The sequence below is a fragment of the Paenibacillus sp. VT-400 genome (assembly GCF_001029205.1).
GTDB classification, from domain to species: domain Bacteria; phylum Bacillota; class Bacilli; order Paenibacillales; family Paenibacillaceae; genus Paenibacillus; species Paenibacillus amylolyticus.
In genome coordinates this window covers 691,585-711,544 of the sequence record NZ_LELF01000047.1, presented here as the reverse complement: position 1 = coordinate 711,544, position 19,960 = coordinate 691,585, and the positions used below count along the sequence as shown (strand labels likewise).

Sequence of the window (19,960 nt, the reverse complement as noted above, 5' to 3'; positions counted from 1 at the left end):
TGCCAAAGATGAACATTTTTTTGAATACCGGAACATAGATTCTATATTTAAATGATAGCGGTCCCACGTCAGAATTTATGGTAAAATTATAGATTAAAGGGTGATCAGTGAGCCAGAGGAGTTGTGCATATGAGAGTGATTTTGGTAGATGATGAATATCTCGCTCTGAGCAGGTTGAACAAACTGTTGCAAGAGAGAGAGGATTGCGAAGTTATCGGCTCTTTTCTGACGGCACAGGAAGCCATAGATCAGATCGAAATTCATCTGCCGGAAATCGTCTTCATGGACGTTCAAATGCCGGGGATGAACGGGATCGAGGCGACTGAACGTATCCATGAGGTTTCTCCTGGAACAGAAGTTATTTTCACAACCGCATATAACGAACATGCACTGACGGCCTATGGGCTTGAAGTGCTGGATTATATTATGAAGCCTGTAACGCGTGACCGTTTGGAAAAAACGATGAAGATGTATCAACGCCGAACGGTGTCAGCAAGTCTGAATGTAGCAGAAGGGCCATCCATGTTGATCCGTTGTCTGGGGATGCTCCAAGTCCAAGTGCACCCCAATGAGCCGCCAAAACATATGAAATTCAGAACAACCAAGATTAGAGAGTTATTTGCTTATTTGCTCCACCATCGGAACAAACCGATTAAGCGGGATACACTACTTGAATTGTTGTGGCCAGAGTTGGATGAGCGGAGAGGTATATCCAATCTGCACAGTGGGATCCATCGCTTACGTAGCATGATGAACGAACTCATGGGTGAGGATAAGATGTCCATTCGCTATCAACAGTTTGGTTATCTATTGGAAACGGGTGAATTCAGGATTGATGCGGAAGAATGGGAGAGTCGTCTTACCCGATTACCTCTATTATCTTCGTCTACAATAACTGAACATCGGCAGACCTCAGATCAATATGAAGGCAAATATTATGGGGAGGACGATTATGTATGGGCTGAGTTGGAGCGCCAGCGATTGCATGCACTCTGGCGTAACCATGCCATGCAACTCGCACAATATTACATTGATCTAGGGCAGAATACGGAAGCACTCACGTTATATTACCGGGTACAGGAATTCGAACCATCATTGGAGGAAGTCGGACTGGCCTTAATGAAGACCTACGATCGATTAGGCAATAAAGATCCTGTGGTCGCTCAATATAATCAGTTGGTTATCGCTTTAGAACAAGAGGCAGGTATACGTCCTGGCCTAGAAGTTGAGTTATGGTACCAACAATGGAAAAATTCGAATAGTTAATTGGAAATATACAGCCTTGCAGCTTCATTTGCAAGGCTGTTTTTTGTTGTATTTGCTAGTGAAAGGTTTGGTAAGAGTTTGGTAAGAGGCTTTGTGTAGAATAAGCACGATGAGGGTAGATATGATGTTTTGAGTCAGTAAGCAGTCCAAAAATAACATATTAAGTAGGAGGAAACCATGTACACAGCAAAAATCCGGAAGAAACCATGGCAAAGAATGTCCATGCTGGTTCTTTCCTTTATTCTGGCGATTGGAACGTTGCCCATGAGTTTGGCTCAAGCGGATGCGACTAACCAGACTCCTGTTGGTCCGGGCGGAGTTGGATCCCCTTCACTATGGCTACGACCAGAGCGGGTAAACGGAGTTGCCAGCGGCGAAAAGGTGAATATCTGGGAAGATCAAGGCAGTAAAATAAACAACGCAACCCAAAGTACGGAAGCGAATCAACCGACCTATTGGGATGATAAAAATCATAATATCAATTTCAATCCGGTATTGGAATATAACGGCACGAGTAGTTTTATGAATCTGGATGTAAGTAAGCTTCCTCAAGGGAAGAGCTCCAGATCGATCATTACCGTTAGCAAAACCAATAAAACGGGAGGCCTCAATTATATTATTTCATGGGGAGTACAAACGGGTGCTTATACGGGTATGGGGATGCTTCAGAATAATACAAGAGGTGGCTTGACCACATTTAACAGTGACAGGAACCAAACATTATACACCCCTGAAGGATTCTTGGGCACGACATTCCCGAACGAGCAATTTGTGACTTGGACAGGCGGGGAAACTGAATCTAACATAGCTAGATTGTACAGTAAAATGAAGCAGGTACAGCAACTAAATGACTGGGGAAAAGATAATGTGAAGCTATGGGATACTGGTAACTCTGGCGGAGCAGTAGTCGGTAAGCTGATCCCAGCAACAACAGGCATTGAACATTGGCAGGGTACGATTGAAGAAATCATCGTATTTGACCATGCTCTGACGGACGCAGAACGCCAAAAAGTCAGCACATATCTGGCGATCAAATATGGCTACACGATGGATCAGACGACAGCAAATTCATATGTCGATTCAAACATGGCTACGATCTGGGATGCCCAGGAGAACGCAGTCTATACCCATCGCATTACAAGCATCGGTCGAGATGATCAGAGCGGATTGATGCAGAAACAAGCCAAAGCGCAGGAACTGGGATCTACGTTGACGATTGCATTGGGCAACAGTGTTGAGGATACCAATTCTGCAAATAAAAATGAATTCTTAAAGGATTCTTCTTTCTTTACGTTTGGTGACAATGGAGCAAGTACTGAATTCAAAACACCAATTACGAAAGATGGGAAAAAACTGCTTGGGATGGAGCGTGTCTTCAAGGTACAGAAAGCAAACTGGACTGAATCACAGATTACACTTCAGGTAGACGAAACGGGAGGTAACCCGGCGTTGCCTCGGTATGTTGTGATCAGCGATGATGCTAAATTTGGTAATCCAAACTCATTACATTTAATTGAGAACGGCCAAGTAACCCTTAATACATCTAGTTTTGGTCCGAACTCGTACTTTACTATTGCAACTGCTGCCAGTCCTTTAGCGGTACCAGACGTTACACTGACCGACGATGAGTTGACATGGGAAGCAGTTGCGCATGCAGATAAATATGAAGTAACGATTGAACTGGAAGACGGCACGAAGCGGACGGAGGAAGTAACCGGAACGGCGCTTAACCTGTCGCAATTGGTACCATCGCTAGAAGTTGGTACCCACAAAGTGACAGTAACAGCGAAGACGAACAATCCAGCCTATTCTGATTCAGAAGAGTCGAATTCGAAAAGTTATGTTGTTATTGATAAGGCGAAGTTGAAAGCCAAAGCCGATGAGATTAAAGATAAGATCGAATCAGGCGAACTGGACGAAGAGGAGTATACACCAGCGAGCTGGACAGCACTGGATAATGCGATGAATGAAGCAGAGCGAGTGTTGAATGATCTGACAGCGACTCAAGCGCAGGTAGACAAGGCGCTTTTGGATCTGACAGATGCAAGAACGGGACTAATCCCTACAACATCTGTACCAGATGTAGATAAATCAGCTTTGCAAACGAAAGTAATTGAAATTACAGGTGAAAGCCTGGAAGAGTCAGCGTACACACCAGCGAGTTGGGAAGCACTCAAAGTTGCGATGAATGAAGCAGAGCGAGTGTTGAATGATTTGACAGCGAATCAAGCGCAGGTAGACAAGGCACTTCAGGATCTGACTAACGCTAGAACGGGACTTACCAAAGTAATTGGTACAGATGAATCTACGTTGCAAACACTGGTCCCTTCCGTGGGAAGCTTGTCCCCGGCCTTTGATCCGGCTAAAGACACGTACACCATCTCTGTTCCGAATAGCGTATATCAATTTCAGTTAAAGCCAACGGCACTTGATCCACTTGCGAAGATTGAAATAGCTGTTGGAGATGGAGAATGGAACGAGGTTTCAAGTGGCACTGTTAGTGAGAATCTACCGCTTCAAGTCGGTGGGAATAAGATCGTTGTTAGAGTAACCGATTCACTTGGAAATGTTACGGCGTATAAAATCAACGTGACTAGAGCATCCAGTGACAATGGTAACAATGGTGGAGGCAACAATGGCGGCGGTGGAAATACGGGAGGTAACGGTGGAAGCACACCAGCACCTACACCTGCGCCAGTACCAACTCCGGCACCTGTGAAGGATAATTTGGAAACAACTCGGGATGGTAGCCATCAACCATTTGCTACATCCAAACCATCTAATAACAAAGAAACGTTGGTTCAAGTTGATCCAGCCAAGCTGAATGTTGCCATGTCACAAGGTACAGGACAGCAGTTCGCCATTCATTCACCAAATGATGGGCATATGAAGGTGGACGGGTTGACCCTCGAAACTCTGAAACAATTAGTGGATCAAGGTTCCAAACTAAACATTAGCAATCCGCTGGCAATCTATCCGGTACCTGGCGGTAAAATGGACTTGAACGGTGTGTCCAGACAGCTTGGTAATGCAGCGTTGAATGATATTGATGTCCATGTTGATATCGCACGTTCCTCGGATGCTTTGATTGACAGTGCCGAGACAAGAGCCGCATCCCAAGGATACGAGCTACTTGTCACACCGGTTGATCTGGATCTGACGTTTACGAAAGATGGACAGACCGTGCGATCCGGCCAGTTGAACGGTTATGCACCGAAGTATATTGCCCTTCCGGAAGGTATCGATCCGAACCGGATTACTACAGGCGTGATCATCAACCCGGACGGTAGCATCTTCCATGTACCAACGGTTGTTACCAAAGTCGATAGCCGTTACTACGCACTTATTAATGACTTGCGCAGCAGCGGAAGTTACTCGGTTATCTGGAACCCGCAGGATTTTGAAGATGCCAGATCCCACTGGGGCAAAACTGATGTGAACAACATCGCTGCAAGACTGGATTTGCAGGGTAACGGAGATAACACATTCTCACCAAACCGTCAGGTTACCCGTTCTGAGTTTGCCGAGATTGTTGTGCTTGGACTGGGCTTAATGCGTCAGGATGCACCACAGAATCTATTCCCTGACGTTAACGATTCCGCATGGTTCCGCTCTGCGGTAGCCCTTGCAAATGAATTCGGTATCGTTCGCGGTTACGATAATGGGAACTTCAACGGTAATCAGGAGATCACACGTGAGCAAGGATTTGCTATGGTTGCTCGTGCCTACCGTCTGATTGATCCGGAAGCGGCAATTAGCCCGGATCAGATGAACGCTGAACTGGAACGTTACAGTGATGCAGTGGATGTATCGAATTGGGCGAAAGAAGATGTAGCCCAGTTGATTGCAGCCGGAATCATTCAAGGTAATGGGCCGGAGGTGCTGAGTCCAAAGACCACGATGACTCGTGCCGAGGTCACTGCATTGATTGCAAGAATGTTGAAAGTAACCAACTTGATTGATCAATAAACACAATCTAAAATGAAAAGCCTTTGCTGACATTGGGGGTCGGCAAAGGCTTTTTACTTTTTGGACTGACGTTGGAGTTACTGAACTCTATTTGTTTTCTTCTACCGTTAGTATTCACTATCAACCTTGGTAAGAGTTTGGTAAGAGGCTCCGTGTAGAATAAGCGGTGAGGTATTTCAAAATTAACACAATCTAGTAAATCAGACATCCTGAAAGGGATTATGAGAAGAGAATTTACAAAATTAGATATAATCGAAAGGTGTGACAAGTGTTTGAAGAACAACAAGAATTTGCACAACAGCAAAATGACAAGAGTATGGTCAAGGGTGCTTTCTTTGGTGATGGTTGCGAGTATATTGCCTACACCAATTTTGTTTCCAGCCATAGAAGCTCATGCAGATACTGAAAATCCTGGATCCAACAGTACCGCGATTACCGCAGGGGGATATCCGGGTGGTGTAAGCGACGGACTCATATCATGGATTGATGTTGAGCGAAGTATGAATCTGGCAGCTGACGGCAGTAAAATTACTTCTTTGACCGATCTGGTAGATCTGGACCCCAATGTAGAACATGATAATGTATGGAGTATCGTAAATCCTAATACCTTAGTTACAGGCGCCATTAACTTTAACAGCGGTATATTAATTGATGGTAACAAAGGATACTATGTCAGGGCGCCTTTCCATACAACGGATGTCGCTCGTGAGGCATTTTCCATTCAAGGAGCTGCTGCGAATGGTTTCCCATGGCATTTTGGCGGCCAAGGAAGCACCGACACGTACAGTACAAGTGTGATCAGATCTTCATTTGGCAATGCAGGGAACGACGAATTGATTCGAAATAATGCAGGTAACCCGTATCAGTTAGGGCAAGCAGATATTTTCAATGTACTTCGCACTGAGGATTACTTTGGGATGTATTTAAATCATGCGAAGTTAATCGATAAAACAACTGCAGGAACAGCGAGCTTTAATAGTGCCACGAGTGCTACGGGTTACTACTTCGGAGCAGGGCATAATCGAAGGTTTAATGGACTAATATCGGAAACGATATTATATAATCGCGAGTTACAGGACGTTGAAAGAACTAAAGTGTACAGTTACTTGGGGTTAAAATACGGAATCACTCTGGCAGACAACTATGTTTCCAGTGATTGGAACGGAGAAGAAGGTACTGTTTTCTGGAATTCGTCGAACCAGGCAGATTACAAGAATCGCATTACCGGGATTGGCCGTGATGACTTAGGTGCCCAGAACCAGAAACAATCCAAGTCACAAGGAGTCGGCTCAAATGTAGCCATTGCTCTTGGAGATACGATTCATTCAGATAATGTCGACAATGAGAATACGATGGATAACAACTCCTTCTTTATGTTTGCAGACAAGAGCGCGAACGATACCGTATCTTATGTAAGTGCACCCATCGTGAAAGATGGCTTTCGTGTAAAGATCATGGATCGTTTGTATCAGGTGGACAAAACAAACTGGAATGATCAAGATATCACACTTCAAGTGGATGATGCTGAAGGCTTAAAACCAAGCTACATTATTCTTAGCCAAGATGACTCTTTTGACAACAATGATACCTTTTATCCAGTAACGGATGGAAAGGTTACATTAAACAGTTCCAACTTTGCGGACGGTTCTTACTTCACGTTTGCAGCTGCTTATCCGGAACCTAAAGATGCTCACTTGCTAACATCGCAAGTCAATGACGATGGAACTTTGAATCTAACCTTCAATCGTGACGTGAAATCGGATGATTTGAAGGGCTTCACCGTCACAATTGGAGGTACCGTGTATGATGATCTGAGTCAATTTATAGCTAATGGATCTACGATTTCCATCCCTCTGACGGAAGCTCAGCTTGAATCGGGAGAAGAAATTATAATTAACTATGACGGTAGCGGCACGTTGAGAGACGCGTTAACCGGACTCAAGGTTGATGAATTCGATCAGGCTATTCATGCAGTCAATATAATGCCATTAGCGAAAAAAGTGAAAGAAGCCTTAGCTTTATCGAATGGTGATTACACGACTGATTCATGGAATGCATTGCAAACCAAGGTCCAAGAGGCACAGACACTTTTGAGCAATCCTTCGGTAACACAGACTCAGGTAAATGACCTGTTAAGTGTATTGGATAACGCAATCGATGGATTGGTCAAGAATCAACCCAAAGCGGACAGCGGCAGCTTCATCGAGGGCGAAGGCACGATATCCATTCATTTTGATAAAAGTATCGAAGTAGTTTCTGAAGTGGATCTAAGTAGTGCATTTACAGTTACGATAGGTGGGCAAACCGTAGAAGTTGTCGGAGCTGTCATCGATGGATCTGATCCTACAAAATTGATTTTGACCTTGCCCGAATCGGTTAAATTATCAAGTGATGAGAAGGTTAACGTTGCTTACAATGGAACATCTGGCTATCTAAAAGGCGGAGCAAAAGGGACATTGGTTCATGATTTCCAATTCGATTTGGAAGACCCATTCGCGAGCGCGCTGAAGATTACTGAACCAGCAGGGAGTACTTCAGATAAGAAACCAGCAGTCTCGGGTACGGTCCATACGGATACAGATACGCTGAGTGCAGTGTTGAAAGATGCGGATGGAAATGTAGTTGATGTTGCAGGAAGTTTGATCTGGAATGCTGGGGACCCAAACTGGTCCTATCATCTGGCTGAAGATCTGGCACCCGGCACTTATACCGTTGAGCTAACAGCAGTGGACGGAGGACGTTCCGTTACGAAAACGAAAACATTTACTATTGTAAAAGAAGCACTGACACAGCTCAGTCTGACCGATTCCTTTGGGAAAAATATTGCGTTGAACCAAGCATTTGATCCAAACCAATTCAACTACGCAGCAACGGTAACCAATGATGTGTATAATCTACGTATTTACCCGACTGCTCCTGATTCTGCAGACAAAATTGAGATTTTGCATGATGGAATCTGGAAGGAAGTAAACAGTGGTAATGGTAGTGATGATCTTGCTCTTAAGGTAGGTTCAAACACAATTGTCATTAGAGTTACAGATACGAATGGTTTGCAGACGGAGTACACTACGGTTATCACCAGAGCATCCAGTGACAATGGTAACAATGGTGGAGGCAACAATGGCGGCGGTGGAAATACGGGAGGTAACGGTGGAAGCACACCTGCCCCTGCGCCAGTACCAACGCCAACTCCGGCACCCGTGAAGGATAATTTGGAAACAACACGGGATGGTAGCCATCAACCATTTGCTACATCCAAACCATCTGACAACAAAGAAACATTGGTTCAAGTTGATCCAGCCAAGCTGAATGTTGCCATGTCACAAGGTACAGGACAGCAGTTCGCCATTCATTCACCAAATGATGGGCATATGAAGGTGGACGGTTTAACCCTCGAAACACTGAAACAAATATTGGATCAAGGTTCCAAACTAAACATTAGCAATCCGCTGGCAATCTATCCGGTACCTGGCGGTAAAATGGACGTGAATGGTGTGTCCAGACAGCTTGGTAATGCAGCGTTGAATGATATTGATGTCCATGTTGATATCGCACGTTCCTCGGATACTTTGATTGACAGTGCCGAGACAAAAGCCGCATCCCAAGGATACGAGCTACTTGTCACACCGGTTGATCTGGATCTCACCTTTACGAAAGATGGACAAACGGTTCGATCCGGGCAACTGAACGGTTATGCACCGAAGTATATTGCGCTTCCGGAAGGCATCGACCCGAACCGGATTACTACAGGCGTGATCATTAATTCGGACGGTAGCATTTTCCATGTACCAACGGTTGTCACGAAGATCGATAGTCGTTACTACGCGCTCATTAATGACTTGCGTAGCAGCGGAAGCTATTCGGTCATCTGGAACCCGCAGGATTTTGAAGATGCCAGATCCCATTGGGGAAAAACTGATGTGAACAACATAGCTGCGAGATTAGATCTGAAAGGTAACGGAGATAACACATTCTCACCGAACCGTCAGGTTACCCGTTCTGAGTTTGCCGAGATTGTTGTGCTTGGACTGGGCTTAATGCGTCAGGATGCACCACAGAATCTATTCCCTGACGTTAACGAATCCGCATGGTTCCGCTCCGCGGTAGCCCTTGCGAATGAATTCGGTGTCGTTCGCGGTTACGATAATGGGAACTTCTATGGTAATCAGGAGATCACACGTGAGCAAGGATTTGCTATGGTTGCTCGTGCCTACCGTCTGATTGAACCGGAAGCGGCAATTAGCCCGGATCAGATGAACTCTGAACTGGAACGTTACAGTGATGCAGCGGATGTATCGAATTGGGCGAAAGAAGATGTAGCCCAGTTGATTGCAGCCGGAATCATCCAAGGTAATGGGCCGGAGGTGCTGAGTCCAAAGACCACGATGACTCGTGCCGAGGTTACTGCATTGATTGCAAGAATGTTGAAAGTAACAAACTTGATTGATCAATAAACACAATCTAAAATGAAAAGCCTTTGCTGACATTGGGGGTCGGCAAAGGCTTTTTTCTATTTTTATTAAATTCTTAAATCCATGTCGTAATACTTTCGCCCTGTTGGCAGATCGTGGAATCTGAGATGATGGGTTCACCAGAGGTTCGGGTGACAAACTTCGAACCGCTGGCCTTCAGGCTATTGCGATCCTTCCTTCTACAATCATTGGAGATCATAGGGTCGCAGCTCTCCTGAAGATTTTATTTCAGAGAGGAGGCGTCCAGGCTATCACATTCCTTCCTTCTAACCCTAACCTTCCACGTTATATAGGGATGTGGCTTTCCTGGACTCTTTTATCATGAACAATACAATCTATTTGCGCAGAGCGAACAAACTCATTATCGAATCAAACGAAGGGAAACAACAGTTGCCGAAGACATATCTGGCGACTGCCCTCAAAAATATTGAAGCACTCGGATACACCTTCTCGGATGAGCTAATGCAGGCGATGCGGCAGCTGTCCAAGGAACAATTTGAAGCAACATATATTCAACTCGTGGCTGATCTAAGAGTCATGGTCGGCGCACATGTGAAGTACACACCGATGTATGCAGGTTTCCCGATGCAGGTGATGCAAACGGATGAAGCGGAGTTATACCTTAATGCTATTATTCATTATCTGACCAACCTGACTGTGGTCTATCCGGATCAACAATCTCTGGAGCGAATGCCTTTGCTGGAGAAGACGGACTTGAAAGTCATTGGTTTGGGAAACCAGCAAGCATTCCAGACACTCATCCGTCAGATCATTGAAGCAAAAGGTTCTATCTCGGAAACAGACAAGGCGGATATCGACACGGTATTGGAGCATGCTGACCCGGAAGACGTGGATGCGCTATTACCCGCTGAGATTCCGTTCAAAGAAAATGTGGGCTTTGTGGTTGCGTCGCTGTTGAAGCATGAAAAAGCGAACATCGACCGGATCGGTCCGTATTTCAAAACGGCAAGTGATGTCCTGCGTCTGGCTGTTGCCTGGTCCGATGGTGATGTCAGCCTCGCAATGGCTTCTCCCTTCCGAAAATTCAAACGCCGTGAAAGACGCCTTTTGCTCGGATTATTGGAGCAATGTGGCTCCATCACGGAGGATATGCTGCGATATAAGGATCGCTGGATTCGCCTTGGCGAAATTCTGCATCCTTCGGAATATAAGCTTCGGTATCCGCGATGCGAAGAAGCCTTTGATATTTTGCGTAATAATAAACCTTATTCGACCTTCAACGGAAGTGTGGAGCTTGCCTTCCAATATCGGAATGTCTGGAGTCTGATTGATCTGTTGTCACAGCGTCCAGGTGAATTTGCGAGAAGACTGGATCACTTGTTGCGGATGACCGAAGATGAAGCGTATGTGCTGCTCGCATTTGGTGAGGTACTGGAGCAAGTATCTACCCCGGTGTTATTGCAGGTGAGACAGCATTTTGCCCACCGTAATGAACCGCAGGATCTGCGTGTCTTCTTCCCGAAAGGCAATGTAGCCAAAGCTTTTGCTGTTCCGAATGAGCTGCCAGAGATCGATGAAGCCACATGTCAGGATGTCGTGCAATTGTGCGAGAAGGCATTGATAGAGCGCTTCGCAGCCCTTCCCACGCTCGGGAAGACCTATGTCGATCCGCAGCTCCATGATTATCTGGTGCCCTTTTCCCAGAGATCGGCGAGCAAGGCTCTCCATACCATTGTTCGTGGGAGTCGTGTGCCGATGGCGGAGGGAGATACGATTCGTTTCTTCAACTGGTGGAAAGAGGGGGACGTGAATGGCCAGTCTACAGGGCGTGTGGACATTGACTTGTCTGCGGTGATGTACGATAAGGACTGGAACTATGTGGAGCATATTTCTTATACGAATCTGCGATCCTCGAACTATAAGGCTGTTCATAGCGGAGATATCGTGACCGCACCTTATGGCGCAAGTGAGTTCATTGATCTGCATATTCCATCCATCGTGGCTTATGGTGGACGATATGTGGTGGCGACACTGCTATCGTTTACCAGTCATCCGTATTGTGATCTGCCCGAATGTTTTGTGGGCTGGATGATGCGGAAGAAGCCGGGGTCTGGAGAGATTTTCGAACCGTCTACCGTAGCGAACAAAATCGATATTACCGCGGATACGCAGATTGCGATCCCTGTCATTATGGACCTGTTCGAACGCACCGTCATATGGACAGACCTGGCGCTGACAAGCCATCCGGATTACTACAATAATGTGGAAGGCAATCAAAAAGGTATGGTCCTGATGGGCAAAGCACTAACCAATTTACGCAAACCCGATCTGCATGACTTGTTCATGCTCCATGCCAAAGCTAGAGGAGAACTAGTGGATACAATAGATCAGGCGGATACAATCTATTCGGTGGATCAAGGCGTTACGCCGTACGATATCGAGCAGATTATGGCGGAGTATCTGGTTTGACCTGTTTGACTCGACTACTGGTGATATGTGAATATCAAGGTTAGAAAAGAGTAGCTGATGCTGCTCTTTTTTCTGTTTAGATGCAAAGAGCCTACAGAATGGTGCAGGTAATGTCGGATGCAAAGAGAATGACTTTGCTAAGCTTGAATTAACGTGGGAGGGATGATATGGATACGCTGTGGCGGTTAAATGAAGCCTTGAATTATATTGAGGAGCATCTGATGGATGTCGTGGACATGAAGGAGATTTCCCGGATTGCCTGTTGCTCGGAGTATCATTTTACACGCATGTTCTCTTTTCTTAGTGGTGTAACACTCTCGGAATATATTCGACGTCGCCGCTTGACACTTGCAGCCATGGAGCTAAGCCACAGTGACAGCAAAATCATTGATATTGCACTAAAATACGGGTATACATCGCCTGATTCTTTCTCGCGTGCTTTTCAAAGCATGCATGGCACTACGCCCTCCGAAGCGCGAAACCATGGTCCATCCCTTAAAGCCTTCCCGCGGATGACATTTCAACTGACCATTCAAGGAGGAAGCGAAATGAACTACCGCATTGAAGATAAAGAGGCGTTTCGAATCGTGGGTATTTGTAAAAGGGTGCCGATCGTATTCAACGGGGTTAATCCGGAGATCGCGGCGATGTACCAGAGCCTTACACCGGAATTGATTGATTCGATCAAGGGGGCATCAAACGTCCAACCTCTGGGCTTAATCAGTGCTTCAGCCCATTTCAGTGAGGGACGTATGGCGGAACAGGGAGAACTGGATCATTACATTGGTGCAGCTACGACAAAAGAGACGCCTGAAGGCCTGGAACAGCTCGAGGTTCCTGCTTCGACGTGGGCTGTATTTACTGTCGTTGGTCCGTTTCCAGCCACGCTTCAGGAGGTGTGGGGCCGGATCTACGCGGAGTGGTTTCCTTCATCGGATTATGAGCTGAGTGAGGGTCCGGAAATGTTATGGAATGAGCACAAGGATGTTACTGTAGAGCAATATAGAAGTGAGATTTGGATACCTATTCGGAAGAGATGATACTGTCTCAAGCTTGGTATCTGCGGGCGCAGCTTTTTGAAGCTGCGTTTTTTGTTTTCAGAATTTGCTATCGGATACTCGAGCCGTTTTCATTGCAAATTTATGTAATATAATGGTATTATTTTATTGGAATTGTAAGAATACTTGTATTTAGAAGAGTGATTTAAGAAGGGGGTGGCGAGATCAGGTTTACATGAAGTGATGACTCTATTCTATACGCACGCAGACATAACATTCCATTGATTATGGACAGGCTCACATAGCAGACATATCGATATGAGACGGAAGTGTCAGTTATTATATATTATAATGTAAGCGCTTTATTAAATGAGTTCCAAGGAGGGAATTACTCATGACCAAAAGTATAGTGAGAAAGGCGCTTGGTTTGTTTTTAATCATCGTTATGATCGCAACAGCTGTTGTATACCCTGCATCTACCGGACACGCGGCAACCATTAATGTTACGGATAACGGCTCCAGAATTGAAGTAAACACCGGATCAGGATTAGTCTATGTGGTGAACAAAACCAATGGGGATATTATCTCAGCCAAAATGAACGGTACGGAGCTGAACAGCAACAGAGGATCACATATAGGCTCAGGTTTGGGCTCCTCTGCCAATGTGACGTGGAATACCTCTCCTTCAGGATCAACCGTGTTAATCACGGTATCCACAAGCACACTAACTCACTATTATGCTTCACGTGGTGGGGAGAATATCATATACATGGCCACGCATATCACGGCTCAACCTTCGATCGGGGAGCTGCGATACATTTTCCGTGGCAATGGTAGTGTGTTGACAGGTGTTCCGGCGAATTCAAACAACCGGGGTAACACCGGAGCGATTGAAAGTCAGGATGTGTTCGGGTTCGCAAACGGCCAGAGTGCCTCCAAATATTATGGTAATGATCAGGCCAAAGATTTATCCGTTCGTGGAGTTACGGGTAATGGCGTCGGTGTATTTATGGCCTACGGTAATCGGGAAAAAAGCTCTGGTGGTCCATTCTTCCGCGACATCCAGTTCCAAAGTGGAACAGAGACGGAAGTATATAACTATATGAACTCGGGACATGCACAGACGGAGAATTGGCGCCTGGGTCTGCATGGGCCGTACGCTTTGATCTTCACAACGGGAGGTACGCCAAGTGTGCCCGACTTCAGCTGGATGTCTGGTCTGAATCTGCAGGGTTGGGTATCCAGTCGGGGGAACGTTGTGCTTAATGGTCTCTCCGGGATGGATACGGGTTATGCATACACAATTGGGTTCGCTAATAGCAACGCCCAGTATTGGGTGGGGACGTCTTCAAGTGGGGCGGCAGCCAAATACAGCATGATCCCGGGCACATACACTATGACAGCCTATAAGGGAGAACTGGCCGTATATACGGAAACGGTTAATGTCACGGCAGGACAAACGACGACACTGAATACACGTACGATCAACAATGACCCAAGTAAAGCCTCTAACATCTGGCGAATCGGTAACTGGGATGGTACACCACGGGAGCTCCTGAATGGACAGACGATTCCGATCCGTCACCCTTCCGATAGTCGCAACCCAAGCTGGGGACCTGTCACCTATGCCACCGGTAGCGCGACCAATCGATTCCCGGCAATCCAGTTCCGTGGTCAGAATTCTCCAACCACAATAACGTTTAACTTGAATGCATCTCAAGCGGCATCTTCTCATACGCTCAACATCGGTATTACCGCAGCTTACAATAATGGCAGACCGAGTGTAACGGTTAATGGACATGCTTTAACCAATCCTGCTGCATCTTCACAGCCCAATTCTCGTAGCTTCACCATTGGTACGTATCGTGGGAACAACACAACCTTTAGCTGGAATGTTCCAGCATCCTACTTCGTGAATGGTTCCAATACCATCACGATTACGCCAATCAGCGGTTCAAGTGACTTGGGTAACTGGTTAAGTGCGGGCTGGGTCTATGATTGTGTTGAGTTGCTGAATTGAATGAAGAATGCAATATAGTGGAAGGAATATAGGAGGTAGCCTGTCTGGTTTTCTTAACCAGGTTCAGGTTACCTCTTTTAGCTTTGTCATCCGAAATGAAAAGATATCGATTCATGATATCCCTAAGGATCTTGCTTTGCTGGAGATGGTGATCCGGATAGTGGTATAATTTTCAATACGTAATCATGAGTGAATGAACGGGGAGGAAAATAGAATGAGAGACGATCTGTTGGTTCAATTGCAAGAGTGGCATGAAGAAGATGAGTTTCAGGAAATTGTAGATGCAATTCAAGCCATTCCTGTGGAAGAAAGAGATTATGAGCTGGTTAACCATTTGGGACGAGCGCTGAATAACTTGGAACAGTATGAAGAAGCGGTTGAACAATTCCTGACGGTTGCTAAAGAGGGCACAGGTGACCCACTCTGGCATTATCGGATTGGACTGGCTTATTATTATCTGGAGCAATACGCGCATGCGCTGCAGGCGTTTGAAAGAGCGGATGAATTGGACCCTGAGGATGAAGATACGCTGGAGTTTCTGGGATGGATTCGAAGCAAAATGGAGGAGCCGTCCGAATCTGAACCTGAAGTTGAAACGGATCCAGAGGCTGTTGGAGAATTCCATGTACCCGTTGACGTTGTAGCGACCTTTGAAGCGGTTCCCAGACGGGAATCCGGCGAATTCTGGAACGATAGTGAGCATGCACTGGAGCACTATGTGTCCAACGCGCCAAGTGATGGCCTGATTGAATCTGTTGAGGAGCAATTGGTGTTCCGACTTCCAGCTTCCTACATTGAGATGATGAAGCTACATAACGGTGGTATTCCGTACAATCGTTATTTCCCTGTGGCGAACACAGATACGGGAGCTACGAATTATGTTGAAATTGAAGGTATACTGGGCATTGGCCGTGAGAAGCCTCGCACACTAGCGGGTGTTCAAGGCAGCTGGAATTTGATTGAACGTGAAGGGTATCCGGAGATTGGTGTGGTCATCGCGGTATCTCCTTCGGAGTCGGGGGTTGTCATGCTCGATTATCGTTCATTCGGTAATGATGGAGAACCAGAGGTCGTTTATGTGAAGAGGGAGAATCCCAAAGAGATCATTCCGCTGGCACCGAACTTTGAGACGTTTATCCAAGGGCTGATGACTCCAGAAGTCTAAAAAATCGACAGGGATTCTTTAAACTGTTGTATGGAAGGGAGACAGAAGGTGATATGGAGGAACCACTCAAAGTATATAACACCGCAGTTGAAGCTTTTCTTGAAGTAATCGGGGGGAAGTGGAAGCCTGTTATTCTATTCCATCTTACCTTTGGCAAAAAACGTAATGGTGAGCTGATGAAACTGATCCCTGCGATCACTCAGAAAGTGTTGACTCAGCAACTTGGTGAATTAACGGAGGCGGGAGTTATTGTCCGTATTTCCCATCACCAGGTCCCACCTAAAGTGGAATATGAGTTAACAGCGTATGGATGGAGTCTTAAAGAGATTCTTCATCTGATGTGTAGGTGGGGCGATATACACGTGGAGAATGTATATGGTGATCGAGGAAAAATTCTGTTTAAGCCGCCAACTACTACTGACCGTTGAGGGACTTATATTAGCCGATTCTGGAATTCAGGAATCGGCTTATTTTGCATTTTATTTACTTTACGGAAGGATCTTGCGATCACGTAGATTTCTGAAAATATCCATAAACATAGTCTCAGTGTCAATGAAATCATGGAATCCGAAGCGGCGAGCTTTGGAACCATCTGCGAAGAAGTCATAATCCCACGAGAAGACAAAGTCACCAAATGCCCAGGAAGAGACATCATCATAAGGGGTGTTTACCAAACCATACTTTTCAATCATGGAATTCCAAAGGTCTTCTTTATCTGACATCACTGTTGCAAGTGAAAGGGGCAGTGGAGGTGCTGTTTCCAATTCAAAAAACGCAGCGATTTTGGGCCATAGCTCATTCCAGCGAAACAGATCGCCGTTGGTGATATTAAATGCCTGATTGGCACATCGTGGATCGGTTGCTGCCCATACGGTTGCATGAGCCAGCAATGTCGCATCAGTCATTTCAAGAAGCGAATGATACGCTCCTGGTTTTCCGGGAAATCGTAATGGCAAGTTAAGCTCCTTGGAGATAGACGCATACACGCCAATAACCATGGCAAGGTTCATTGGATTACCCAGAGCGAATCCACATACCACAGAAGGGCGCAGAGCTGACCAGGTCCAGCTGCTTCCGGGTTGCCGATCTTCGAGAAACTGTTGCTGATCGACATTGAATTCAGGAGGCATATGATATGCATCCGTTTCTTTGGCAGGTGTTTTGAATGGACCCAGATGTGCACCGTACACTTTATAACCTTGCATTAGGCTAATATGTTGGAGATTTGGAGCGATCGGTTCGATGGTATTCACCACATTCACGAGCATCGCCAGGTTGGGCTGTACCAACTCGGCCCAAGTTGGGCGATCCTGATACGCGGCGTAGAAAATATGCGTAACGGCCGTTAAATGACCCAGTTTGTCTTGTGTGTCTGCTTCGTTCAGTAAATCAGCTGATATATAACGTAACCTAGGGGCATCTTCCCCTCCGCGGCGAGATACACCAATCACATTCCATTGCGGAAGTGTCATCAGATAATCAATAAGGTTTCTTCCAATGACGCCTCCAGCCCCAATGACAAGTGCGGTGTAGCGGGTAACGGATTGTTCAGGTTTCAATGGACATGCTCCTCTCTTCTTCTGTTCATATTGTGGGTCAGAAAAAGAAGGATGAGAAGTACGCACCTCAAAGTCATATACGTACTTTGAAGTAATATATGAGCCTGGTACAGGATATGAGCGTTATAATCTGCACTTCATTGGATGTTACTTGCCTATAACCACAAGAAGCCGTAAAAGGAACAATCGTCCTTTCACAGCTTCGGTGTGCCTGTATATTCGTTCAATAGATCTGTTGTAGATATCGTTTACGCCGGATATCCGCCACCTGGAGGTGGCCATGCGCCGTAGAAGCGACGCAGCAGAACAATCTCCCCTAGATGGTACGAGTTATGGGAGGCGATATTGCGCAGAAGTCCTGCTTTAGTTTCACCCGGGAAATAGAGCAGTGGATCATCTAATTGTGCAGTTTCTGCAATGGCTACGGCTTGATCAACCCCATCCAAGAAGGCCTGAATATCTGCCTTCCACGTGGCTTCGTCCAGTGGACCCTTCTCCTCAGGCCAGCTCTCATTCACGTTAGCAGGGAGCTGTGGTTTGCGTCCTTCCAAGTGATCGAGCATAAATTGCTGCCAATAATGCATGTGCTTCACCAACTGATAGATCGTATATGGCATGGCATCGTGCGTACGAGCAGCAAGTGTGACATCGATATCGGGTAGAGCACGGGCGATGCGGATATGACCGCGTTCCCCCACTAATGATTTGACAAGGGCTTGCCCAAAGCTTTGATTAACATCTGACATATGGTACCTTCCTCTCTTCCAAGACCGGATCTGATAACCTGTCTTCTATTTAGTATTATACAATTAAATTGCTAAAAATTAAAAATGGGTAACGAAGAACGCTAAATACTTAAAATGCCTATGATATAATAGTGAAAATAAATCTCAAGACCTCAGGGTCGAGGAGGAAGCTCCTGTGAAAGTGATATTGGTTGACGACGAACGTCTAGCGTTGATAGGCCTTCAAAAATCACTAGAAAAAGAAGTAAGCGGCATTGAAATTATCGCTACATATATGAATCCAACAGAGGCTATGGCGGGTATTGTGGAGTACCGTCCTGATGTTGTATTTCTGGATATTCATATGCCGGAGATGGATGGTATGGATCTGGGAAGACAGATTCAGGCGGCAACACCGGGCACCGAAATTATATTTGTGACCAGTTACGATCAATATGCGGTGCATGCTTTCGAATTACAGGCTTTGGACTATGTGATGAAGCCCATCCAAAAGGATCGATTGAAGCAGACGGTGAGCCGCGTAAGAGAGAAACTGAGTGTAAAACGCGAGCAGCGGTCAAAGGATACAAACGTACCTTTAATTTGCTGTTTTAATCAGATTCAGTTTAAGCTTCCAGGCAAGGATGTTCAGGTGGCCAAATGGCGTACAAGCAAGGCGCAGGAGCTGTTTGCATACTTGCTTCACCACCGGAACCAGGTCATCCATCGCAGTGTTCTGCTGGAGCTTCTGTGGCCGGGAATGGAAGAGGAGAAGACGACACATCAACTCTACACTGCAATGTATCATGTCCGCCAAACCCTGAAAACTTGCAATATGGATATGATCACGATTCAGAGTGGACACCTAGAGGCAGGCTACCGACTCGAATTGGGTGAGGCTCAGTTGGATAGTGAGCAGTGGGAACGGGAAATCAGGCAATGGAAAGTCGTAGACGCAAGTACCGTTCATGCCTATGAGCAAGCGCTTCATCTATATAAGGGTACCTATCTTGGCAATTATGAATACATGTGGGCTGAACCTGAGCGGGAAAGATTACGCTATCTGTGGCTGTATCATATGAGACAACTAAGTCTGTATTACCAGCAGCATGGGCTGGCGGAGAAAGTGGTCGAGAGTACACAACGTATCCAGCATATGCTTCCGGATGAAGAAGAAAGTTATTTTATGCTAATGAAGTTATATGATGAAATGCACAACGATCTCGGTGTGGAGGAGCAGTATCGACTCTTAACCACCAGAATGGAGCAAGATTTGGAGATACCGATCAGTAAGGATATTACTGAATGGTATCAGGACTGGAAGCTCGGTTTAACCAAAGTCATGAAAAAATAATT

Annotated in this window: 11 protein-coding genes; 9 read left to right on the top strand and 2 right to left on the bottom strand. The window is 45.9% G+C overall.

The window, feature by feature from the left end; genetic code table 11:
- The first annotated feature begins 129 nt into the window (after positions 1–129).
- The 8 genes from EL84_RS05430 to EL84_RS05395 all read left to right on the top strand — a co-directional run bounded on the left by EL84_RS05430 (position 130) and on the right by EL84_RS05395 (position 16,748).
- Entirely contained in the window at positions 130–1,266 is a 1,137-nt protein-coding gene (locus EL84_RS05430) for a response regulator (RefSeq protein WP_047840981.1), read from the top strand.
- A gap of 177 nt (positions 1,267–1,443) precedes the next feature.
- Complete coding sequence (locus EL84_RS05425) at positions 1,444–5,235, top strand: S-layer homology domain-containing protein (RefSeq protein WP_047840980.1); 3,792 nt, start codon at positions 1,444–1,446, stop codon at positions 5,233–5,235.
- 272 nt (positions 5,236–5,507) lie between these two features.
- On the top strand, positions 5,508–9,689 hold the full coding sequence (locus tag EL84_RS05420) for an S-layer homology domain-containing protein (protein ID WP_161799408.1): 4,182 nt from the start codon (positions 5,508–5,510) through the stop codon (positions 9,687–9,689).
- A 339-nt stretch (positions 9,690–10,028) separates the two neighbouring features.
- A complete protein-coding gene (locus EL84_RS05415) occupies positions 10,029–12,137 on the top strand; it encodes a cytoplasmic protein (protein ID WP_047840978.1) in 2,109 nt (702 codons plus the stop codon).
- 167 nt (positions 12,138–12,304) lie between these two features.
- Positions 12,305–13,177, top strand: a complete 873-nt coding sequence (locus EL84_RS05410; RefSeq protein ID WP_047840977.1) for an AraC family transcriptional regulator — start codon at positions 12,305–12,307, stop codon at positions 13,175–13,177.
- 352 nt (positions 13,178–13,529) lie between these two features.
- On the top strand, positions 13,530–15,155 hold the full coding sequence (locus tag EL84_RS05405) for a rhamnogalacturonan lyase B N-terminal domain-containing protein (RefSeq protein ID WP_036611768.1): 1,626 nt from the start codon (positions 13,530–13,532) through the stop codon (positions 15,153–15,155).
- 214 nt (positions 15,156–15,369) lie between these two features.
- Positions 15,370–16,320, top strand: coding sequence for an SMI1/KNR4 family protein (locus tag EL84_RS05400; RefSeq protein WP_047840976.1), 951 nt, complete (start codon positions 15,370–15,372; stop codon positions 16,318–16,320).
- Positions 16,321–16,373: 53 nt separating this feature from the next.
- Positions 16,374–16,748, top strand: a complete 375-nt coding sequence (locus EL84_RS05395) for a winged helix-turn-helix transcriptional regulator (RefSeq protein ID WP_047840975.1) — start codon at positions 16,374–16,376, stop codon at positions 16,746–16,748.
- 60 nt (positions 16,749–16,808) lie between these two features.
- Here EL84_RS05395 and EL84_RS05390 read toward each other — a convergent pair whose 3' ends face one another.
- Together EL84_RS05390 and EL84_RS05385 are read right to left on the bottom strand one after the other, a co-directional pair.
- Positions 16,809–17,879: an SDR family oxidoreductase gene (locus tag EL84_RS05390; RefSeq protein ID WP_047840974.1), complete on the bottom strand. Its 1,071-nt coding sequence runs from the start codon at positions 17,877–17,879 to the stop codon at positions 16,809–16,811.
- 248 nt (positions 17,880–18,127) lie between these two features.
- Entirely contained in the window at positions 18,128–18,625 is a 498-nt protein-coding gene (locus tag EL84_RS05385) for a DinB family protein (RefSeq protein ID WP_047840973.1), read from the bottom strand.
- A 175-nt stretch (positions 18,626–18,800) separates the two neighbouring features.
- Here EL84_RS05385 and EL84_RS05380 point away from each other — a divergent pair, with 175 nt between their 5' ends.
- Positions 18,801–19,958 (top strand): response regulator, encoded by a 1,158-nt coding sequence (locus EL84_RS05380; protein WP_047840972.1) that lies wholly within the window; start codon positions 18,801–18,803, stop codon positions 19,956–19,958.
- Positions 19,959–19,960 lie beyond the last annotated feature (2 nt).